Origin of the sequence: Sediminibacillus sp. JSM 1682029 (assembly GCF_041366435.1) — a bacterium.
GTDB lineage: Bacteria > Bacillota > Bacilli > Bacillales > Amphibacillaceae > Sediminibacillus > Sediminibacillus terrae.
In genome coordinates, this window is sequence record NZ_JBEWYY010000019.1 from 1 (window position 1) to 21,228 (window position 21,228).

A 21,228-nucleotide genomic window follows, 5' to 3' on the forward strand; every position below is an offset into this window, starting at 1 on the left:
ACTCACCCGTCCGCCGCTCGTTCCACAGGCTTCACCCCGAAGGGATCTGCCTGCTTCCCGCGCTCGACTTGCATGTATTAGGCACGCCGCCAGCGTTCGTCCTGAGCCAAGATCAAACTCTCCATAAATGATGAGCTTGCTTGCTCGTTCAAAAACTAGCTTGTATATCTTGCTTGACATACTGGTTGTTTTGTTCAGTTTTCAAAGATCAAAATGGTGGGCCTGAGTGGACTTGAACCACCGACCTCACGCTTATCAGGCGTGCGCTCTAACCAACTGAGCTACAGGCCCCTTAATGGAGCGGGTGAAGGGAATCGAACCCTCATCATCAGCTTGGAAGGCTGAGGTTTTACCACTAAACTACACCCGCAAAGTGAGTGAATATATATGGTGAAGCATGGTCGGGAAGACAGGATTTGAACCTGCGACCCCTTGGTCCCAAACCAAGTGCTCTGCCAAGCTGAGCTACTTCCCGATAATGGCGCGCCCGAGAGGAGTCGAACCCCTAACCTCTTGATCCGTAGTCAAACGCTCTATCCAATTGAGCTACGGGCGCTCGTTGAAGCGACATCTTTTAATATATCATATTCATCAATCGATGTCAATGTTTTTTTGGTGCGGTCGAGAGGACTTGAACCTCCACGGGGTCGCCCCCACTAGGCCCTCAACCTAGCGCGTCTGCCATTCCGCCACGACCGCTCAAGCAAAAATAAAATGCCGTGCAGACCCCACAGCAGTAGACAAAACACAATGCGGGTGGAGGGACTTGAACCCCCACGTCGTAGACACTAGATCCTAAATCTAGCGCGTCTGCCAATTCCGCCACACCCGCGCAATATGATAATGACTAAAAGGAATGGGCTGGATTTAACTCGTAGAAAAAATCCAGCACACAACTTTTTTGATGAGCCATGGAGGATTCGAACCTCCGACCCTCTGATTAAAAGTCAGATGCTCTACCAACTGAGCTAATGGCTCACAATAAATTCAATCATCTTACTTATAAAAGAAATGGCTGGGCTAGCTGGATTCGAACCAGCGAATCACGGGATCAAAACCCGATGCCTTACCGCTTGGCTATAGCCCAACAAAGTGGCGGTCCGGACGGGACTCGAACCCGCGACCTCCTGCGTGACAGGCAGGCATTCTAACCAACTGAACTACCGGACCTTACCGATATAAAATGAAAGTGACCCGTACGGGATTCGAACCCGTGTTACCGCCGTGAAAGGGCGGTGTCTTAACCACTTGACCAACGGGCCAATATACAATGGCGGAGAAGGAGGGATTTGAACCCTCGCGCCGCTTACGCGACCTACACCCTTAGCAGGGGCGCCTCTTCAGCCACTTGAGTACTTCTCCACTGGCTCCACCGGTAGGATTCGAACCTACGACCGATCGGTTAACAGCCGATTGCTCTACCACTGAGCTACGGTGGAATAAAAAGTATTTTTTGCCGCTCCGAACAACAGCGACGTTAAGTATAATACATTAATTCGCCCGGTTTGTCAATTGCTTTTTTGAATTTTTTCAAGAAAGCAATCGGGAAAATAAAAAAGAAAAAACGGGAAAAAGCTTTGTTTTTTCAAGGGCTTATTTAATTTAACACGGAAGACATGATTCGTCAATGGTTTCCTTTGTTTTTTCATACACCAATTTATTTCACGGTGTCACGACGATACTTTAACAAGCTTCCCTCTGCATCTGCCACAGCGATACTTCTTTGTATCCACTCTTCTTGCCCTTTCATAGATATGCCCGCAATCCCTGCATTGATACCGATGTCTGGTTTGCTTTCTGGCAGAAGGAAGAGCCTGACAAAAACGAGGAGATCCAGTCTTGCGCAACAACTCTCTAAAATCAGGATCGCGATGCTTATATCCTTTCCCTTCGATATGCAAATGATAATGGCACAGTTCATGTTTAATGATGCCGATAAATTCTTCTTGCCCCAACTCTGTTAGAAACTTCGGGTTCAGTTCTATTGTTCTTCTGGACGGAATGTACCTTCCCCCGGTTGTACGTAAACGGTTGTTAAACATTACTTCGTCGATAAAAGGCTTATCAAAGTACTTTTTCGACAATTCGTCCACCAATTCCTCCAGTTTTTTCTGACTGATTGTTTCCACCATTATCGTCACACCTTTTACTTGATTTGCATACCCTACAATAACTTGATTTCTGCCTGATTTCCAACACTATTTGTCCAGGAGGATGGTTCAGATGCCCAATTGGTTTAAAAAGCAAATGACAAAAGCCTTCCTTACCAAAGATTTATACCAAATAAAAGTATTGAATCAATGTTGGTTTTTTTATCAGGATAAAAACTCCTGCTAAATAGACCGCAGTCAGGAAATGCTTATACTTAACCATAGACAAAAGGGCTGCAGGAACAGCCCTTTTGTTTTCATTAATCCTGTACCATTGTCAAAGCTATCCGCTGTTTATCTACGTCGACACTGTCTATCCAGACGGTGACAACACCTCCGACGGCTGCAACATCGGTCGGATGTTTCACAAATTGCTTGGACATTTTCGAAATATGCACCAAACCATCCTGCTTAACCCCAATATCCACGAATACTCCGAAATCGACAACGTTTCTTACCGTTCCTTGAAGTTCCATTCCAGGCTGTAGATCTTCCATGGCCAACACGTTCTTTTTTAATAGCGGCTGTGGAAAATCGTCCCGTGGATCACGCTCAGGGCTTGCCAATGCTTTCATGATGTCCTCCAAAGTCGGTACCCCGATACCGAGTTTTTCAGCAGTTTCCCCTAGAGTCACCTCAGATAAGGCTTGCTTCAATGCTTCTGTACCTAAATCATCAGTAGAAAAATTTAGCATGCGCAGCAGCTGGTTGGCCGCCGAATAACTTTCCGGGTGGATCGCAGTCCTGTCCAGCGGCTCATCCCCGTCGGGAACCCGAAGAAAGCCAATGCACTGTTCATACGTTTTATTGCCTAAACGCGGAATTTTTTTCAGTTGGCTTCTGCTGGTGAATTTGCCGTTTTCGTTCCGTTGCTTGATTACATTACCCGCGACGGTTTTACTTAAGCCAGATACATACTGCAACAAAAAAGCTGAAGCAGTGTTGACATTGACACCGACCTGGTTGACGGCGGTCTCCACCACGAAGGTCAAGGATCCGTTCAAGCTTTTTTGGCTGACATCATGCTGGTATTGCCCGACTCCTATAGACTTGGGGTCGATTTTCACCAACTCCGCCAGGGGATCCTGCACCCTTCTTGCAATCGAAACGGCGCTTCGTTCTTCCACCTGCAACTCAGGGAATTCTTCACGGGCCAGCTTAGAAGCTGAGTAAACACTGGCACCGGCTTCATTTACAATGATATAAGCGATATCTAACTGATGGTCACTGATAAAGTCTGCAATAAATTGTTCGGTCTCTCTTGAAGCAGTGCCGTTGCCAATGGCGATGAGCTCGATGGGATACTGCTTTAAGAGCGATAACAGAACCTTTTCCGCTCCCTTTTTATCCTTTTTAGGGGCAGTTGGATAGATTACTTGAATGGCATGAACCTTGCCTGTCTCATCTATAACCGCCAGCTTACAGCCTGTACGGAATGCCGGATCGACCCCCAGGACGACTCTCCCTTTAAGCGGCGGTTGCAGCAGGAGGTTTTTCAAATTGGTCGAAAAAATATCGATTGCTTGCTGTTCTGCTTTTTCCGATAGACTGTTCCGGATTTCCCGTTCAATCGACGGCTGGATCAAGCGCTTATAGCTGTCCTCGATAACTTCCTTCCAAAACTGTTTGATGACGGCTGTATCGTTTCTTTTTACAAGCCTTTTATTCAGGTATTCAGTTATTTGTTCTACAGGGGGACGCACAGCTACTTTGATGACCTCTTCCTTTTCTCCGCGGTTGAGAGCGAGCACACGGTGGGCAACAATCGATCTGATCGGTTCCTCATAATCATAGTACATCTCAAAAACGCTTTTTTCGTCCTTTTCCCGATCCTTGGCATCCCCGCGAATCGTCCCGGCTTTGAACGTTTTATCCCGTATGTACTCCCTGTATTGAGCATCATCGGCGATCCACTCAGCGATTATATCGTTGACCCCGGCTATCACTTCATCCGTCGAGACCAATTCATGCTCATCCGATAAATAAGCCGCTGCCGCCTTTTCTAAATCCTCCACCTGATGGTTCCATACTTTCTCCGCCAGTGGTTCCAATCCTTTTTCTTTGGCTATGGTCGCCTTCGTTCTTCTTTTTTGCTTATAAGGACGATAAAGATCTTCCACCCGCTGCAGTTGCGTTGCATTCCTTATGCTAGCTTCGAGCTCGGGAGTCAATTTGTCCTGTTCATCGATCAAGCGAATGACTTCCTGCTTACGTTCTGCCAGATTTTGCGCATATGTCCATTTATCTTCAATTGCTTTGATTTGCACTTCATCCAATCCGCCGGTCTGCTCTTTGCGGTACCTGGCGATAAACGGAACCGTATTCCCTTCTTCCAACAAAGAAATAACTTGTTTGATTGGTGCAGCTGAAACCTTTGTTTCTCCTGCCACCCATTTTATTAACTGGTCATATTCGTGTGCTTCACTCAATATCGGTTTCCTCCTTACGCTTCTTGTCTCCATTGTACCAAATCAGCCCCGCCGATACACAGAGAGGAATTAGTCAAAGTGACGAAAATCCCACATGGAAGTAGCGCAATTACGATTGCTACCACACAGGACAACCAAAAAAACCGGCCTACTCCATGTTGAGAGTAAACCGGTCAGATGCTGCCTAAAAAACGAATACTCCCATCTTCCAAGATAAGAGTATGCTTTCGACGATGCTATTCACTTTTGGCAAACTTCATGGCAATCAAGGTGGTGTCATCATCTTTGTTTTGTCCTACCATGGCAGCATACGTCTCCGTGATTCTTTCGACATCTTTGCCCAAAAAATATTTGGAAGACAAATCCATTGAATTGACCCCATCTGAAAACATAATAAAAATCATACCTGGTTCCATTGTGCCGTCAAACACTTTGAAAGGGCGTTTATAACCGCCCAGGTAACCGGCGTTCGGAATGCTCCGTTTTTTCTCCTGTTTGTCTGTTATCGTCATGATACCGATATTACCAATCGAACTGAACGAATAAGCATTCGATGTAAAGTTCACCTTCAATACACCTAATACAACGCCGCGCTTTCCTACCAATCTTTCATTGCACACCTTTATTATCTCATCGACGCTCGCGAAAATGTTTTCTTCAATGACATCCATAACAGCCTGTGAAGACTCTTTGGCGTATTCCCCGCTGCCCAAACCGTCAGCTAAAGCACAGATAAACTCGTCTTCTGTTTCTGTATAGTAATAGCTGTCACCACAGTAATAGTTGCCTTTTTTCGCTGTCTGATAGACGGAAACCTGCATTCGCTGTTTATCCAATTCACTCACTAGAAAACCTCCGAGCTTTCTGACTGCAATGCTTCTCTAAGTTTTCTCAATGCACGCCTTTGCAGACGGGATACATGCATTTGCGAAATGCCAAGCATCTCACCGGTATCTTTTTGGCTCATGTTTTCAAAGTAGGTATATTTCAGGATTTCTTGTTCTCTTTCTGTTAAAATCGGCAGAATTTTTTCAAGCAGCATACGCTGGTCCACATTCTCATAACCGGAATCCTGATTACCGATCAAGTCCAGTATGGAAACCGTGCTGCCATCAGAATCCGCTTCGATTTTCCGGTCTACGGACAGCGCTTTATAGCTTTTGCCCATTTCCATCGTTTCCAGGACGTCCTCTTCGCTCACTTCAAGGTAAGCGGCTATCTCGGTCACGGAAGGCGATTGCTGATTGTCCGAAGTCAACTCTTCGATAGCTTTCTTGATTTTCGGACCTAATTCCTTGATTCGACGCGGGACATGGACACTCCACGTTTTATCGCGGATAAATCGTTTGATTTCACCGATTATGGTCGGTATTGCAAATGATTCAAAGGATTTACCAAATTCAGGGTCATATCTGCGAATAGCAGCCAGCAGCCCCAGCATCCCGACCTGCACTAAATCCTCATGTATCGAACTGTTTTTTGAATACTTGCGGGCTATTGACTCCACAAGATCCTGATAAGCCAATACAATTTTTTCTTGAACCGATTCGTCTGTGGGATTTTCCTGCAGATGCTTTATCCATTGGTAAACCTCATCCTCACGTCTATTGTGTGGTTGAGATTTGGTCGTCATCTAATCCCACCTTATTTTCCTGGGTGTATTTTGTCATCAATACGATAACCCCATGGTCGCTGTTTATCTCTACCTTATCCATCAAAGCATCGATCAAGAATAAACCGAATCCGCCCTCACGGAGATTCTCAATCGGCTCCGATTGTTCATACGGACCGATGTCGGCTTTTACTTTGCCCAGGTCGAAGCTGCCGCCATGATCTGCCACCATTACCTCCAATCGGTCCTCATAAACTCCGAAACCAACCGTGACTTCTCCTTCTTCCGCCCCCTGGTATGCGTGGGTGACGGCATTGGTCATCGCTTCCGATATCGCCACTTTCAGATCCTCGATATCCTCGTAATTGAATCCCATCCGATTCGCGACGCCAGATGTACTCAATCTTACGACCCCTACATATTCTGCTTTAGCAGGAACTTTAATTTCTATGAAGTCAAAAGGTTCCATATTAAGATCCACCCCGTACTGTAGAATCAATATTTATAATATCGGTTAAACCGGTTATTTCAAACAAACGCATTACTCGGTCCTGCAACTGAACAAGTTTCAGTTCGCTGTTGTTTTCTTTTGTCGACTTCAACGCGCTGACAAAAACGCCGAGTCCTGTACTGTCCATGTAATTGACATTTTCCAGGTTCACTTCCACTACTTTGCCCGATTCTTTCGTCAACGGCAGCAACTGTTCCTTCAATTGAGGGGCAGTAAAAGCATCAATCTCTCCAGCAAGTGCCACAACTGCCGTTGAGTCTTTATCTGAGACATTAATATCTAAGTTCATGGTTATCCTCCTACTTCCGTAATATTCACTCAATATAGGATATTACCCTGACCAGGTCCCCATCAAACTTCCTTGCGCAAAATAATCAAGGTAAAATCATCCCGCAAATGAAAATCCTGGAGTCGTTCGAAGTGCTTATATACTTGCTCTACCAATTTCTGGGCAGGCAGGTGCATATAAGACTTGATCACATCAAGGACTTCCTCCGGTTCAATAAAACGGTCACCCTGCCGGCACTCCGTCACCCCGTCGGTCAGCATGATGATCATGTCCCCTGCATTTACTTTCCGTTCGTACTGACGATACTCCGTATCCCGGGTCACCCCAAGCACAACTCCCCTGGCTTCTATTTCCTCGAATTTATCTTCCGCCGCGTTATAATAAAAGCCGGGTTCATGACCTGCAGAGGAATAGTAAAACTTTTCATTGCTTGGATCGTACAGACCATAAAACATGGTGATGAACATGCTCGGGTCCACGTTGCGCTCGACCACCCTGTTCAGGCTTTCCAGTATGTTGCTTGGATCCATCCGGTTCTCCGGAATACTATCCATGGAATACTTGATCATCGACATGGCCAGTGCAGCCGGTATCCCTTTTCCGATAACATCGGCTATCGCGATACCTAATTTGTTATCATCATTTTGAACAAAATGGTGATAATCTCCGTTCATTTGGTTGGCGGGAATACTGATGGCTCCGATATCCAGCCCTTCCACTTCCGGCTTTACCGTTGTAAGAAGTGTTTGCTGCATACTGGCCGCGACGGATATTTCCGATTTCAAAGCCAGCTGCTGTTCCCGTAGCGATTGGAATTCCTGGTAAGCCAGTCCATAGGAAATCATGGCCTCCAGCAGGAAGTTCATCGATGACTTGATCCCTTCGGGCAATTCCGGATACAGTTCCTGCAAAGCCTGGATATGAACGTTGATGATTTCTTCAGGGGAAATGTTTTGCTGCATCGACAGCTTACTGAATTGTTCCGCCTGGTAGAGAGCGGTCTCGTCTTGTGTTCGGATATACTGTTTTAGTAAGTCTCGATAATTGCTTAAATCCATGTTCAACGTACTCATCGCTTACCCCCCTCAACGAACCCATTTCACTGCTTTTATCTCTGTCCCCTTTTCTTGCTCGGATATAATATCAAATTCATCCATCAGCCTTTTCACACCCGGCAATCCTGCGCCAAGACCTCCTGAAGTAGAATAGCCGTCTTCCATCACTTTGCTGATCTCTGCTATTCCCGGTCCATCATCCACTGCTAAAATGACCAATCCTTTACGGTCTATTTCTTCAATGGTTTCGAAGCAGATTTTTCCTGTCCCAGCGTATAAATAGATATTTCTCGCGAGTTCAGATATAGCAGTGGCAATCCGTGCCTGATCCACTGTACCAAACCCGATTTTTCTGGCAAAGTCCCGTCCGATTTGGCGGGCGCCAACTATATCCCACTCTTTGTTAATATTAACGCAGGATTGGAAATCCATGTTCACTCCTCCAATTCCTGACGCAATTTGATCAAGCCTTGCTCTAAATCTAAGGCTGTTGGAACATCTTGCAGATGGATGCCCAAGTCAATCAGCGTCATAGCTACTGCTGGCTGAATCCCAGTCAATACGACTTTTGCCCCCATAAGATCCGACATCGTCACTACGTCACCAAGCACCTTAGCAATAAAGGAGTCGATAATATCGACAGATGTTAAATCAATTACTACGCCGGTCGCTCCGCTTTGATGTATTTTACTCAAAAGGTCTTCCTGAAACTGGATGGCACTCTGGTCATCCAGATCAATTTGGATAGAAATCAATAAATAATTATGAAGCTTTAAAATTGGTATTCTCATGACCCCGTTCACTCCCTATCCAGAGAATCTACTAATTGTTCGATATCATTCTCGTGACTGTCTGCTGTACCGACGATTTTTCTATTGGTCGACTCCAAGGCCGATTGGAACCCTTTCCTCAACGAGCTCTTTGTCGGGAACTTGCTCAAATCGATTCCCAAATTGACAATTGTTTGAGCAATTTCCGGCCGGATCCCGACAAGGATACATGTAGAACCGATCAGACGAACCGCTTCTGCAGCCTGGATGATATGATGGGCTACCATCGTATCCACAACCGGAACACCGGTAATATCAATCAACACGACTTCAGCATTGTGTTTGATGACGCCGTCCAGCAGATTCTCCATGATCAGCTTTGCCCTTTCCGTGTCGATCGTGCCGATCAACGGCATGACGGTAATATTTTCCATAACCGGAATCAATGGTGCCGATAGCTCTTGCAGGGCTACCCGTTGCAGGGAGACAATATGTTCCCAGCTGCCGGAATACTCATTGACCAGTTTATTGATAATTGGATCGACCCAGTTATCCACCGCCTGCAAAACTTCAGAGAAATAATCCGATCCCACCTGCGTTTGCTCGCTCAAGATATAGTTAATTGTCACCCTGCGGAAGGATTGCAGCCCATCGGTCAAATAACTCAGCGGCCAGCCCAGGTTGACAAGCCTTTCCGAAAAGTCTTCTAAAGCCGTGGTGATACCCTGCTTTTCGACACTTGCAAAAATGACATTGACAAATTCCCTGTTGGTGCTTTCGAACAATTCCTCGGATATTGTCGATGTATAATCGCTTTGTCGGCCTTTCGATATCTCATCCAGCCACATTTGCACAATCGTATCACTGTTTTCTATTACAAGATCTTTCAGCTTTCTATCCATTCAACTACCCCCTGCCAAGTCTCCCTAAAATAGATATACTTATTGTCACATGTTTATGGCTGACGCGCAAATTTTTTGATATGGTTCGACTTCGATTCTCCTTGGGCGGCCGCGGGCATACGGCGGTTCGCTCAGCCGCTCCAGCCATTATTTACCTTTCCACTGCATGGACTACATCTGTCAGTGATTCTGTAAGGAATGGCAAGCCCCCGGCTATGCGCAGACTCCATTTTTGCTTTAAACAGTAAAAAAACATCCATGCGCCGGCCTCCCGGGACATGGATGTTTGGGTGTTCAGTTTATGCGTCAACAACTTTTAAAAATCTGTTAAACCCAGGCTTATTTCCAAGGCCTTATTGATGTTTTCCATCATGGGTTTGTCTAAATGGGTGATTTTATCCGTTAGACGCTGTTTGTCTATTGTTCGAATTTGCTCGAGCAAAATGACGGAGTCGCGCTCAAATCCATACTTCTTTGCATCGATTTCAACATGTGTCGGCAGTTTTGCCTTTTGTATCTGCGCGGTAATGGCTGCAACGATAACCGTAGGGCTAAAACGGTTGCCGATATCGTTTTGCAAAACCAATACTGGACGAACGCCCCCCTGCTCGGAACCCACTACAGGGGAAAGATCGGCGAAATAAACTTCGCCTCTTTTTACAATCAACCCCTTACACCCCGCTCACTAAACGTTCTAGGGTGTTTTCGGCCTCCTCTTCAGCTTGAAAAGCCTCTGAAGCAATGTTGAGATTGATTTTGGCCATTTCCATATAGCCTCTTTGCATAGATTCACGAATATGACGTTTTTTCTTTTCACGCAAATACGATTTTGTTGCCTGACAAATAAAGTCGCTCAGATCACTGTTCTCGGTTTCCATTAACCCATCCACCTCGCTAAGCAGGTTTTTTGGCAGTCTCACAATTATCTCTTGTAAGCTCTCTGACACAACCATACACCTCCACCATATCTACAAGCCCAGTCTTTTTTAATCCAACCTAATCATATCATTGTATAAACTGCATTGCAAAGGCATTCCGGAACTTTTTATCAAAAAAAATCCTCTCCTTGCCAATTGCTGGAGGAAACATGTATGGAGCCTATTCCTGAACAATCAATCCTGCAAGTGTTTGAACGCATTCAAGTCAGCAGCGGATTGCTGATTTTGGTTATCTCTCCCTGTTCAAGATAAACCCGCGGGACCCTGGGACTGATTGTGCACGGAATCTCATAATTGATTGTTTCCAGATAATCGGCCACCTCGTCCATGGTCACTTCTTCTGCTCCCTGCCTTCCGATAATAGTCACTTTTGTTCCCACCGGACAAGGTCCGTCCAGGCGGATCATGAACTGGTCCATACAGATTCGTCCGACAATCGGAACCCTTTTTCCCTCCACAAGTACTTCCTTTCCCTGCAATTTGCGGAGGATTCCGTCTGCATAACCGAGCGGAACCGTACCGATCCACTCGTCCTTTTCGGTTGTATAAGTGGCTCCATAGCTGATCGATTCTCCTGCTGGCAATTTTTTCACCTGTGTCAATCGGCTATGAAGGGAAAAGGCGGGGTTTAGTTCAACAGGCTTTTCCCGTTTCACTTGGGAGGATGGATACAAACCATACATGCTGATTCCATACCTGATAAAGTGAGCCATTCGTTCCGGGAACCTCATACTAGCGGCACTATTGCCGGTGTGCAGGTGTACAGGCTTGTCCCATTTTGTTTCAAAAGCAGCAAGCAATTCTTGAAAGCGAGTTTGCTGACGTTCAAAATAGTCGGTATCAGCTTCATCTGCCGTAGCAAAATGAGTGAAAATCCCTTCCAGTTCCATCCTGTCGTCCGTCAACTCCTTCAGGATGGCGTCGAGCTCCTCCACTGACCTGATGCCGATCCGTCCCATTCCGGTATCCCATTTCAAATGCAGCTTCAGTGTACCGGAAAAATCCGACTGCTTGACCTGCCTTACCCATTCCACTTGGTAAAACGTAACGGCGATGTCATGCTTGACAGCCACCGGAACATCTTCCGGCCGGATCCTTCCCATTACCAGGATTGGCGCAGTTATTCCATTACTTCTAAGCTTAACCGCTTCATCCAATAATGATACAGCCAATCTGTCTGCACCGGAGCGCAAAGCAGTTTCAGCCACCTCTATATCGCCATGACCGTACGCATTCGCCTTCACAACGGCGAAAATTTTTGTTTTTGACGAGAGGCGTTGACGTATTTGTTGGATATTGAATGCTATATTGTCCAGGTCGACTTCCACCCAGGAGTCCCGGTAAAAATTTTGCAAGATGACCTCTCCTATCCTTTTTCTTCTATCGTATCAGAAACAGTTCGGAACCGTATAGCGATAACAGTGGGTTGCCACGAAAATATGCTGCCCAAAAGCTTCTTTCCCATAATTATTGCCATCCGATTGGCTCAGGGATACTTCGACAGCATGAAACCGCCGCACATACTCAACAACCATTCAGAAAAAGCGGCGTTTGTTTCCATAATTCATGAAAAGCAATCCCCTGAAGATGGCGTCTCCACCAACTTCCGCAAAAAAATAAAGCAGACCCTGGTAATGGAGCCTGCTAGCGAATTTTATTTTATTTCCTGTCCTGTAACGGAGCTTGCGACTTCGATCATTTCCTGTTTGGTAAGGTCCTCACTGGCTAGATAATACGTATTGCCATTGGCCTGCCATTGAAGAGAGGCCTCGCTCAAAGCTCCCATGGTGAAACCTAAGTTGACGATTTCTCCATTGACCTGCTCCGGAACCATCGCGCTGGCAGGATAAGCATCCGCTCTTTCCTGAACAAGTGTGAAGTTCTTCTCCCCGGCAAAGGATAGAATCACCCGCTTGCCGTTGTCCGTTTCAACCTCTTTCTTTTCCACCAATTCAGAACCGGCGCGTTCCAATGGATAAAAGACTTCCAACTCTCCGTTGTCACTTTCTTCAGCAGATACCGGAATACCCAATGTTCCGCTGGTCATATTTTTTTCGATTTCAAATGCATCTCCGGCAAATTCCGGATCGAGTTCGAATGATGAGAACTGAACTTCCACTACCGGGTTTTTATCCTTATCCAACACTTTCACCATTACCGGCGTGTATGCTTTTTTATCAAAATAGATTTCCTGGTATGGAAGATTGTTGTTATTTTGATAATTCGTCTTTGTCTCAAACACATAATAATTTTCCGTGGTTTTGAAAGATGCCTCCGAATCCTCTAATACATCTTTTACCAACGACTGGTACAGATAAGGCTGGCTACTGTTGTTCGGCCATTCGCTTTTGAATTTGAAGCTTTTGTTCAGAGCAGGGGTCAGGACAAACACTCCATCTTCATTTTTGAGAATGATTTGACTGCCCTTTTCATCTTTCTCGTTTTTCAACAACACCCGGTAAAAATCTTTCTTTTTGTGGGAAATTTCAATGTCGAACGCCTGGCTCTCTTCACCTGTCTGCAGACTCATGGTTGCTTCCGCCTTGTAGCCGTTCATTTTCTCTAAATTCCCCGATAACTTATCCGCCACATCTTCTTTCGACTTTTCCCCACAGGCAGCCAAGACCAGGATCACTGATAACAGCATGACCCCTAATCCGAGTTTTTTTCTCATGGTCACAACTCCTTTGTCTCATTTCAAAGGACAAAGGGAACGCATAAGTGTCCGAGTCAAGAAAGTGTACGAAACACAGAGGCGAGTCCATCGATGACATCACTGGCTGTTAAATCATGCACGGAATGGCTGCTGGCGACTTGCTGATCCGCGGACATGCCATGGATGTAACACCCGATGGACAATGCCTGCTGGATGCTTTGCTGCTGCATGACTTGAGCCAGCAATATGCCAGACAACGCATCACCGCTCCCTCCCTTGGCAAGTCCGGCATTACCTGAAGTATTGACCCATTGATTCCCCTCCGGATCAGTAACAATGGTAAATGAACCCTTCAGTACTAGATAAACACCGTACTCGATGGCAAATTGCCGGGAAATCGCAAAGGGCCGCTGAATGATTTCCTTGATTCCATATCCCGTCAGCATTGCCATTTCACCAGGATGCGGCGTAAGAATCGACGGATGACGACGCTGTTTCAAAATGTCCATATCCTGTTTCAAGTGGTGCAGACCATCAGCATCTACCAGCACCGGGATTTTTGCCTCGGAAACTAACTTCCTAGTAAATGCAGCAGTTGTATGCTCCCGGCCCATCCCCATTCCGATCGCCAATGCATCATAACCGGAAACATCGACATCCTGAAGGGCGATCCGCCCTCGATCATCTGCATTCAAGGAAAGATAGGTAGCTTCAGCACAATGGGCAGCAATAGACGGAATAACTGGAGGGACTGTCCCTGTCGTTACAAGACCTGCTCCACCCCGCAATGCTGCCTTAGTTGTCAGCGTTATCGAACCGGGCATATCCTGGGAACCGCCGATCAACAACGCTTTACCATGACTGCCTTTATGCGAAAAGCGGCCTCGCTCCCCCAGATGGGACTGTGTTTCTTCCATGCCCCACACGTATCTGCCCGAATCAGCACAGGCCCGGGATGGTATCCCAATATCCACTACCTCCCAGCTTCCATAGTAGGAAGCGGTCTGCTGGGAGAACAAGCTTTGTTTGGGTTCAGCTACAATCACTGTGTGATCGGCTTTTATACCAGTAATCCCATCGTGCCCTTCGTCAGCAGGCACACCGCTTGGAATATCGACCGATATTACCGGCAGGTCAGCTTGGTTGATTCTTTCAACCGCCTCATCATATGGAGGTCGCAGCTTTCCTGTTGCCCCGATTCCAAGCATTGCATCGATGACCGCATCACTTTCCTGCAAAGCCACAGCCAGACTGGCGCCGCTTTCCCGCCGCTCGATTTTTCCGCCGATGGTCTGATAGAGGCGTTTGTGATAAGCCGCATCACCGGTGATTTTCCCGTCTGGGGCAAGCTGGAATACTCGAACAGTATATCCTCTATCCAGCAGAGTCCTGGCAATCACGAACCCGTCTCCGCCGTTGCTGCCACTTCCACACACCACCAGCACACGCATGGTTTTGGTCATCCGTTCTTCGGCTTTATCAGCAACCGCCCTGCCGGCGTTTTCCATCAGCAGTTTCCCTTCGATTCCTATCGTTTCCATTGCATAACGATCAGCTTCGTACATTTCTTTTGCGGTGACAATATGCACAATGTTCCCTCCTACCCGCACTAAAATATTATGAGACAACCTATGCGAATATGCAGACTAGCCTGACAACCTGTAGAAAAAGTCCACATTTGCTTGCTTTTCATCCAATGTTGAAGAAATATCCTTTGACGTGCCTATGCTTCGATGACCACTTGTGCCACCGCATACTCCCGACTGTGGGAAATCGACAAGAACAAATTCCGATCATGCTCATCCCTGACGTTCAGCTGCGGCGCTCCCTTTTCATCGGACACGACCTCGATTTCCTGAAAGCTCAGCTTTCCAAGCCCGGTTCCAAGCGCCTTCGCGTAAGCTTCTTTTGCAGCGAATCTTCCCGCTAAATATTCGACCTGTCTCCCCGGAGCTTCTAGTTTCCGTAATACATCCAGCTCATTTTCTGTTAATACCCGTTCCGCCAGCCGTGGGTTTCTTAAAAAACTGTTCCGGATTCTGTCCAACTCGATTATATCGATTCCAATCCCGACAATCATCCAATCCCAACCTTTTCATTCATCTACCATCAGTATAACTGCTGACAGGGCGTTTCTCTAGGAGAAAGCGTGCCCCGGCATCTTTTTGCCTGACTAAAGGGGAGCATTTGCCAAATGATTACCTTAACAGGAGCAGCCATTTACCACTTCTGGGGTCAAGGATTGATCCGGCAGCGACGTTCATCGTCCGCAAAGGACAAAGGAGACGGAGAAAAGGAGAAAATAAAAATTCGAGTTTGTCAGGCAGGAGAAATCCGTGATGTTTGTGAATAACTATAATAGTAAAGTATTATACATATGTAGAATCATAACCAATCAAAGGGGCAGACAAATGTTCATCAGAAATGAAAGCTTTCGAGATTTTATCCGTTTTTATCCGGTAGTCACAGCACTCGTTGCCATACAACTTGTCGTCTGGCTTCTCGTTATCTTGGGGCCGGGGAGACCGCTGTTCCAGATGGGCGCCGGGGTCAATCTGTTTATCGAAAACGGCGAATATTGGCGGCTGATCACGCCGATATTCCTTCACGATCCAAACGGTGTCATGCACGTACTGTTCAATTCCTTTTCACTTGTGCTTTTCGGTCCTGCTCTGGAGCAGATGACCGGAAAACTGCGGTTTTTATTGATTTACCTATTGACCGGATTCGCCGGCAATCTATTTACCTTTATTGTCGATCCATCTGCTTACTATGTCCATGTCGGAGCTTCGGGAGCAATCTATGGATTGTTCGGAATGTACATGTATATGGTATTTTTCCGCAAGCATTTAATCGACCGGGCCAATGCCCAAATTGTAACCACCATTTTGATTATCGGACTGATTATGACCTTCCTGCGTCCAGGAATCAACATACTCGGTCACCTGTTCGGTTTCATCGGAGGACTGGCGCTGGCACCGATTTTCTTAAACAATGTCAAGCCGTTCGCCATGTGGCGGAATAAGCGTTCCCGCACCCAGGATGGCGACATACACTTTGATCCGAACCGCTGGAACAAACGAAGGATTCCATGGAAAAAGTATCTTGTTCCTGCTTTGTGGGTTTTTATCGGATTATTGGTTGTTTTAGGTGTGTTGGGAAGGTTTTTTTAGCGGAAGTTAAAAAGTAGAAAGAGAACGGTCCGTTGCTTCGGGGTTTTGATCTCCTTGTCCCTTTTCATTCTGTTCTTTGCCGGGAGGGGCGAATAAAAGTGGCTGGGGCAGAAGCACGATGGCCAAACCAAAAACCGAACGATATTCGAAATGTTAAATAGTCGAATTCGTTCGGTTTTTTGATTTTTCATAACCGCGACTTCTTTTTATGCCGTAGTGTGAGGTTTCTCTCAGTGCTCCGGTAATATACTGAGCCTTACGCTGAACCATGCCCACTGGTAGCGGAGTACCTTGCCGAAGTAGAATGATTCCATCTGTTATTTCTTTTCTACTCCCTAGTCGGAATGAAAGGAATACCAATCCCGAATGGCTTCTGCATCCCCATTTTCCATATCCTTTACGAGGAAGCTCTTCCCTACACCACTGTGTGAGGCAATCGAAAAATAAACCGTCTGCAATGATTTTCTCCTTTGAAACCAGTGATTGGAGGTGGACAGGGACTGTATCCGTTTCCTGTCCACCACGATTATTTCCCTGCTCAACATCCGCGAGCGGAATGACAGCTGCTTTTCGTTGATGGTAAAACCGGCATCTTTGAATCGCAAGTAGCCCAATACGGCAGCTGCGGCTATAATTATCAGAGCCATCCAGCTATAAAGCGGAAAAAAGTACAATAAGGGAGCTGCAATTGCCACAACCGGAAGCGTACTGCGCAGAATAAATCTGCGGGCTGAACGTACCGGAAGCTGCTCCCATTCCTCTTCAATCTGGAATCCCGGCAGATACTCCTGGACAAATGACTGTATCTCTGTTCTTTTTAATAACGGGAACAGTGCAATCGAAAAATCGTCGTTTTTATCCAGTGCACCTCCGGCGACCTCTGCATAAACCGCCGCATAACCGAGCGGCTGCCGGAAAATATTTTCTTGGATGCGAATCCCTTGAATTCGATTCAGTGGAACGGTCACCTGCTTTTTCTCCAGCAAACCACGCGTGATGAACAATTCATTTTCATACTTGCGGATAGTGAAATAGCTGTAGCGCAGTAACGTGCCAGCTATCGCCATCAACCATATCCCCACACAAACGAGCAAAACTAAAACGAGAAGGATTACAATGCTTAAGTGAACAGCCCAGTTATAGACATTCGTGAAAAATCCATCCGGGATGATTTGGTTCACTTGTGAACCGAATACAGCAAATAAAGATAAGAAAACACCTATCCCTCCGGATGTAGTGGCCGCAAGCAGCAGACGCTTCCATCCGATTGTCCGTTGTGTAACCGCCTTTGGTTTCACAGGCTCTGTCGGATCCTCGACTTTGCCAGCCGGCTCTGCTTTTTCCCCTTTCAACGCTTCCCTCAACAGTTCTCCTTGTCTCCTGGATACTGCTTTCAATCCAGCTTCCGCTGAATTATCGCTTCCCGCCGTTTGTACTTCCACTTTTACGAGCCCGAAGAGACGGTGGATGACACCAGCCGTGAGATCGATCGACTGGATCCGGTTTTTGGAGATGTACCGCTTTTTCCGGATAAAAATGCCGGATTCGATCCGGAGCTCGTCTCCTTCGATTCGATAAGTGAATCGGTACCAGGATAGGAAGCTGGCAGCAACCATTATGAGCAGCAGCCCCAAAATGACCAGTACCCAGACCCAGGGTGCTGCATCGATGTTGCGGATCAGGGCAAACGAACCAATCACGGCCGGGACAAGAACATCTTTGATCATGGCGATGAAGTTAAATATCGTGGCAGCAGGGTGCATCCGTTTTGCTTCAGACATCATCTTCATCCACCCTTGCCAGCCGGGAGATTTTATCCCTTAAAGCAGAGGCCTCTTCTTCGAGCAGCGCGGGAATTTCATGGGTAGTGGCTGCGGTCGATATGGTCACAGTCGCCAATTTGAACCGCTTCAGCAGCGGCCCTTGTTTGGTATCGACATGCTGGACCCGGATCATCGGGACAAGTGTCCGTTTTATGATCAAAATCCCATGCTGGATATCGATTTCCTGCTCAAATACTTGATACCTCCATCTGCGCCATTTTATGGCAGGTATCAGATACACTGTAATATATGTATCGACAGCCATTACTGCCCAAGCGACGAGGACTACCCAAATCGGAATAGAAAACTTCCCCGCAAAAAAAGTAAGCACGATTAAAACGATCCATAAAATGACAGTAGGGATAAGAGCCGTGATTCTCCAAACCTTCACTGCTTCTTTCGCAATAAAATTCTCAGGTGGTTGTCGCACTGTTTTTTCACCAGCCTTCCCGGCCCCAACTCGCCAAGGGAGCCGTATTTGCTTTCTATTAGCATCGTACCATACAATGCCTTCTAGTAAATACGGTACAAAGAGAGTTTGGGTTTCATTTTCACAGTTATCCCTGTGCATGGAGAAAGTATTCAACATGCCTTATTTAAGCTAATAATCCGATGAAAGGACAGTTATTTTCTGCTTGCTTAAGGAGCTTTACATGCGGTCCATTCCGAGATAAAAATACTTCAGACACTTTCTTTAAGAATGGTACAGGTACCCACTCCGGCAAGGTACTTCGCTTTCCGCGGGCACGGCTTCAGCTAACTTGGTAAAGAACAACACTTTACCAAGTGGATCTTCAGCTCGTGCTGTCCCGCTGGAGTCTATGTACCTTGCCTCCGTTGAACAAGTGCGCTTCGAAGCTTTATGTCAATACATGGTAATATCCTTTGCTTTTAACTGACTTTTCTATTTTATACACAGAGAGTCTTTCCAAGAGAGTCTTTCCATTTTGTAAAAGATGTTTAGTTACCACTATTCATCTAATAAAATTGCACAATCCTTTTGAACAGAACACTCTATCATAGCGAAGGCAAGATACGGAGACTCCTACGGGAACAGCACGAGCTGAAAATCCCGCAAGTAAGCGTCTTTTGCTTACTGAGGAAGTTGAAGCCGTGCCCGTGGAAAGCGTAGTATCTTGCCGTAGCGTAGGGGATGCACACATCAAACAACAGAATGAAAGAAATAATCAACCGGGTATGTTTACCTTATCTTAAATAAATAGAAAAACCGAACGGATTCGAATGCTTAGGGCTTCGAATCTTCGTTCGGTTTTTGCTTTGGTCACTATGCTTTTGTCCCAGCCATTTCTATTTTATTTATAGTTGTTCTGGCCGCGATTGTTGTTTGAATTACGCTTATTTTGGAACTTGCGGTTGCGGGAAGGCTTGCCGGATGGCTTGCCTTTGCGCGAATAGTTCCGTTTATCGTTACCACGATACTTTTTCTTGTTTTTATCTTTATGAGCCTGCTTTACGCTGACAGGCGCAATCGAAGTCAGTTTGACCGGCGCATTGCGACGTTCTTTGGTCAACAGTTTCAAGGCAGCCGACACGATTGTCACGGAATCATACTGACTCAACAATTCATTGGCTGTTTCCCGGTAAGACTGCAAGTCCTGTTTTTCAATCGTTGTCTGCATCTTGTCGACCGTCACTTGCTGCTGGCCGCGCAGCGCTTCGTCCGTGGATGGAGCTTGTAGCCGTTTGATTTTACCCTTGGTTACTTTTTCGATCAAATGCAAATGCGGCATCTCTCTAGGTGTGATGAAAGAAACTGCTTCACCGCCTTTACCAGCTCTCCCGGTACGTCCGATCCGGTGCACGTAGCTTTCCGGGTCCTGTGGTACGTCGAAGTTGTACACATGGGTGACACCCGAAATATCCAATCCTCTTGCCGCTACGTCTGTGGCCACAAGAATTTCAATGCGTCCGTTTTTGAATTTGTTGAGGACGGACATCCGTTTGCCCTGGGTCAGGTCACCATGGATGCCTTCTGCTCGGAAACCACGTGCCTGCAAGCCTTCTGTCACTTCATCGACACGTTTTTTCGTTCTGCCAAAAATGATGGCCAGGTCCGGAACATGGATGTCCAACAGATTGGTCAATGTATCAAACTTCTGTTTTTCATGGACTTCCACAAAGAACTGATCGATATTCTCGACCGTCATTTCTTTTGCCTTCACCCGGACTTCTTCCGGCTTTTTCATCAGGGTTGTGGCGATATCCCGGATTTCTTTTGGCATCGTAGCCGAAAACAGCAAGGTCTGGCGCTGTTCCGGAATTGCCTTCAAAATATCGCGGATATCATCGATAAAGCCCATGTTCAGCATTTCATCGGCTTCGTCCAATACGGCCGTATGCACGTTGCTGATATTGATGGTCTTTCTTCGGATATGATCCAGCAGACGTCCTGGTGTTGCCACCACAATATGAGGGCCATCCTTCAACGCTCGGATTTGACGTTCCATATGCTGTCCACCATAGACAGGCAATGTCCTTACTCCTTTGAAGCGTCCCAGCCTGTTGATTTCTTCGCCGACTTGGATGGCAAGCTCCCTCGTCGGTGCTACGACAAGTCCCTGAATCCGCTTCAGGTCTTGGTCGATTTTCTCAATCATCGGGATTCCGAAAGCAGCTGTTTTCCCAGTACCTGTCTGAGCCTGCCCAATGACGTCGTTCCCTTGCTTGGCCAGCGGAATGGTCTCTGCCTGAATCGGGGTTGCCTCTTCAAACCCCATCTTTTCCAAGGCCTTCATAATTGGGTTGGATATGTCTAATGATTTAAAAGTTGTCACTATTTTTTTCTACTCCTTTTAACAAAATTCTCATATGCACGTATTCAGCACGATTTGAGAACTTGTCCTTCAAGCCGATCCTCTTGGCTTCTAAACCGTTCTTAGAAACAATTACATCTATTTAA

22 protein-coding genes, 12 tRNA genes and 1 rRNA gene are annotated in these 21,228 nt (G+C 46.4%); 3 read left to right on the forward strand and 32 right to left on the reverse strand.

All coding sequences use genetic code 11. From position 1 onward, the window contains the following. The 14 genes from ABVF09_RS19435 to ABVF09_RS19500 form a co-directional block, all read right to left on the reverse strand. A 16S ribosomal RNA gene (locus ABVF09_RS19435) occupies positions 1–128 on the reverse strand; the annotation flags it as partial. An 86-nt stretch (positions 129–214) separates the two neighbouring features. Next, positions 215–291 (reverse strand) — tRNA-Ile (locus ABVF09_RS19440). A 5-nt stretch (positions 292–296) separates the two neighbouring features. Beyond that, positions 297–370, reverse strand: a tRNA-Gly gene (locus ABVF09_RS19445). Positions 371–398: 28 nt separating this feature from the next. Continuing rightward, positions 399–475 (reverse strand) — tRNA-Pro (locus ABVF09_RS19450). 4 nt (positions 476–479) lie between these two features. After that, positions 480–556: transfer RNA gene (locus ABVF09_RS19455), tRNA-Arg, on the reverse strand. 57 nt (positions 557–613) lie between these two features. After that, positions 614–699: transfer RNA gene (locus ABVF09_RS19460), tRNA-Leu, on the reverse strand. A gap of 52 nt (positions 700–751) precedes the next feature. Then, positions 752–832, reverse strand: a tRNA-Leu gene (locus ABVF09_RS19465). Between the two features lie 73 nt (positions 833–905). After that, positions 906–978: transfer RNA gene (locus tag ABVF09_RS19470), tRNA-Lys, on the reverse strand. A gap of 34 nt (positions 979–1,012) precedes the next feature. Further along, positions 1,013–1,087 (reverse strand) — tRNA-Gln (locus ABVF09_RS19475). 6 nt (positions 1,088–1,093) lie between these two features. Beyond that, positions 1,094–1,170 (reverse strand) — tRNA-Asp (locus ABVF09_RS19480). A 20-nt stretch (positions 1,171–1,190) separates the two neighbouring features. Next, a tRNA-Glu gene (locus ABVF09_RS19485) sits at positions 1,191–1,262 on the reverse strand. A gap of 9 nt (positions 1,263–1,271) precedes the next feature. Continuing rightward, a tRNA-Ser gene (locus ABVF09_RS19490) sits at positions 1,272–1,362 on the reverse strand. Between the two features lie 2 nt (positions 1,363–1,364). Then, a tRNA-Asn gene (locus ABVF09_RS19495) sits at positions 1,365–1,439 on the reverse strand. A 231-nt stretch (positions 1,440–1,670) separates the two neighbouring features. Continuing rightward, the gene (locus ABVF09_RS19500) at positions 1,671–2,129 is read right to left on the reverse strand and encodes a SprT family protein (RefSeq protein ID WP_026571344.1); all 459 of its coding nucleotides are present in this window, start codon (positions 2,127–2,129) and stop codon (positions 1,671–1,673) included. Between the two features lie 94 nt (positions 2,130–2,223). On the opposite strand from ABVF09_RS19500, the gene cmpA reads away from it, so the two are divergent. Then, complete coding sequence (gene cmpA / locus ABVF09_RS19505; RefSeq protein ID WP_152525496.1) at positions 2,224–2,337, forward strand: cortex morphogenetic protein CmpA; 114 nt, start codon at positions 2,224–2,226, stop codon at positions 2,335–2,337. A gap of 73 nt (positions 2,338–2,410) precedes the next feature. On the opposite strand, the gene ABVF09_RS19510 is transcribed toward cmpA, so the two are convergent. The 15 genes from ABVF09_RS19510 to acpS all read right to left on the reverse strand — a co-directional run bounded on the left by ABVF09_RS19510 (position 2,411) and on the right by acpS (position 15,392). After that, positions 2,411–4,612: a Tex family protein gene (locus ABVF09_RS19510; RefSeq protein WP_371069869.1), complete on the reverse strand. Its 2,202-nt coding sequence runs from the start codon at positions 4,610–4,612 to the stop codon at positions 2,411–2,413. Between the two features lie 203 nt (positions 4,613–4,815). Next, entirely contained in the window at positions 4,816–5,424 is a 609-nt protein-coding gene (locus ABVF09_RS19515) for a PP2C family serine/threonine-protein phosphatase (protein ID WP_321172343.1), read from the reverse strand. After that, positions 5,424–6,212, reverse strand: coding sequence for an RNA polymerase sigma factor SigB (gene sigB, locus ABVF09_RS19520; RefSeq protein WP_026571347.1), 789 nt, complete (start codon positions 6,210–6,212; stop codon positions 5,424–5,426). The genes ABVF09_RS19515 and sigB overlap by 1 nt, the downstream gene beginning before the upstream one ends. Further along, positions 6,184–6,660 carry an anti-sigma B factor RsbW gene (gene rsbW, locus ABVF09_RS19525; protein ID WP_026770886.1) on the reverse strand — a complete coding sequence of 159 codons (477 nt, stop codon included), beginning with the start codon at positions 6,658–6,660 and terminating at the stop codon, positions 6,184–6,186. Before rsbW ends, sigB begins: the two co-directional genes overlap by 29 nt. 1 nt (position 6,661) lies before the next feature. Then, positions 6,662–6,991, reverse strand: a complete 330-nt coding sequence (locus tag ABVF09_RS19530; RefSeq protein WP_026770887.1) for an STAS domain-containing protein — start codon at positions 6,989–6,991, stop codon at positions 6,662–6,664. 62 nt (positions 6,992–7,053) lie between these two features. Next, entirely contained in the window at positions 7,054–8,064 is a 1,011-nt protein-coding gene (locus ABVF09_RS19535) for a PP2C family protein-serine/threonine phosphatase (protein ID WP_026770888.1), read from the reverse strand. Between the two features lie 12 nt (positions 8,065–8,076). Next, positions 8,077–8,478 (reverse strand): anti-sigma regulatory factor, encoded by a 402-nt coding sequence (locus tag ABVF09_RS19540; RefSeq protein WP_026571351.1) that lies wholly within the window; start codon positions 8,476–8,478, stop codon positions 8,077–8,079. Between the two features lie 2 nt (positions 8,479–8,480). Continuing rightward, positions 8,481–8,837 (reverse strand): STAS domain-containing protein, encoded by a 357-nt coding sequence (locus ABVF09_RS19545; protein ID WP_026571352.1) that lies wholly within the window; start codon positions 8,835–8,837, stop codon positions 8,481–8,483. 8 nt (positions 8,838–8,845) lie between these two features. Continuing rightward, positions 8,846–9,718, reverse strand: a complete 873-nt coding sequence (locus ABVF09_RS19550; protein ID WP_371069870.1) for an RsbT co-antagonist protein RsbRA — start codon at positions 9,716–9,718, stop codon at positions 8,846–8,848. Positions 9,719–10,034: 316 nt separating this feature from the next. Next, complete coding sequence (locus ABVF09_RS19555) at positions 10,035–10,385, reverse strand: type II toxin-antitoxin system PemK/MazF family toxin (RefSeq protein WP_026571354.1); 351 nt, start codon at positions 10,383–10,385, stop codon at positions 10,035–10,037. Between the two features lie 4 nt (positions 10,386–10,389). Further along, positions 10,390–10,671 (reverse strand): CopG family ribbon-helix-helix protein, encoded by a 282-nt coding sequence (locus ABVF09_RS19560; RefSeq protein ID WP_026571355.1) that lies wholly within the window; start codon positions 10,669–10,671, stop codon positions 10,390–10,392. Between the two features lie 185 nt (positions 10,672–10,856). Beyond that, a complete protein-coding gene (gene alr, locus ABVF09_RS19565; protein WP_321172344.1) occupies positions 10,857–12,011 on the reverse strand; it encodes an alanine racemase in 1,155 nt (384 codons plus the stop codon). Positions 12,012–12,310: 299 nt separating this feature from the next. Then, positions 12,311–13,330, reverse strand: coding sequence for a LolA family protein (locus tag ABVF09_RS19570; RefSeq protein ID WP_026571358.1), 1,020 nt, complete (start codon positions 13,328–13,330; stop codon positions 12,311–12,313). Positions 13,331–13,386: 56 nt separating this feature from the next. Continuing rightward, positions 13,387–14,901: an NAD(P)H-hydrate dehydratase gene (locus ABVF09_RS19575; protein ID WP_371069871.1), complete on the reverse strand. Its 1,515-nt coding sequence runs from the start codon at positions 14,899–14,901 to the stop codon at positions 13,387–13,389. 134 nt (positions 14,902–15,035) lie between these two features. Then, entirely contained in the window at positions 15,036–15,392 is a 357-nt protein-coding gene (gene acpS, locus ABVF09_RS19580; protein WP_371069872.1) for a holo-ACP synthase, read from the reverse strand. A gap of 114 nt (positions 15,393–15,506) precedes the next feature. Here acpS and ABVF09_RS19585 point away from each other — a divergent pair, with 114 nt between their 5' ends. Together ABVF09_RS19585 and ABVF09_RS19590 are read left to right on the forward strand one after the other, a co-directional pair. Then, positions 15,507–15,665 carry a hypothetical protein gene (locus ABVF09_RS19585; RefSeq protein ID WP_153465199.1) on the forward strand — a complete coding sequence of 53 codons (159 nt, stop codon included), beginning with the start codon at positions 15,507–15,509 and terminating at the stop codon, positions 15,663–15,665. A gap of 58 nt (positions 15,666–15,723) precedes the next feature. After that, entirely contained in the window at positions 15,724–16,485 is a 762-nt protein-coding gene (locus ABVF09_RS19590) for a rhomboid family intramembrane serine protease (RefSeq protein WP_026571361.1), read from the forward strand. 335 nt (positions 16,486–16,820) lie between these two features. Here the strand turns inward: ABVF09_RS19590 and ABVF09_RS19595 are convergent, their stop codons facing one another. The 3 genes from ABVF09_RS19595 to cshA all read right to left on the reverse strand — a co-directional run bounded on the left by ABVF09_RS19595 (position 16,821) and on the right by cshA (position 21,103). After that, positions 16,821–18,269, reverse strand: coding sequence for a PH domain-containing protein (locus ABVF09_RS19595; protein ID WP_371069873.1), 1,449 nt, complete (start codon positions 18,267–18,269; stop codon positions 16,821–16,823). Further along, complete coding sequence (locus ABVF09_RS19600; protein ID WP_026571363.1) at positions 18,259–18,738, reverse strand: PH domain-containing protein; 480 nt, start codon at positions 18,736–18,738, stop codon at positions 18,259–18,261. The genes ABVF09_RS19595 and ABVF09_RS19600 overlap by 11 nt, the downstream gene beginning before the upstream one ends. A gap of 883 nt (positions 18,739–19,621) precedes the next feature. Continuing rightward, a complete protein-coding gene (gene cshA, locus ABVF09_RS19605) occupies positions 19,622–21,103 on the reverse strand; it encodes a degradosome RNA helicase CshA (protein WP_026571364.1) in 1,482 nt (493 codons plus the stop codon). Positions 21,104–21,228: the final 125 nt, after the last annotated feature.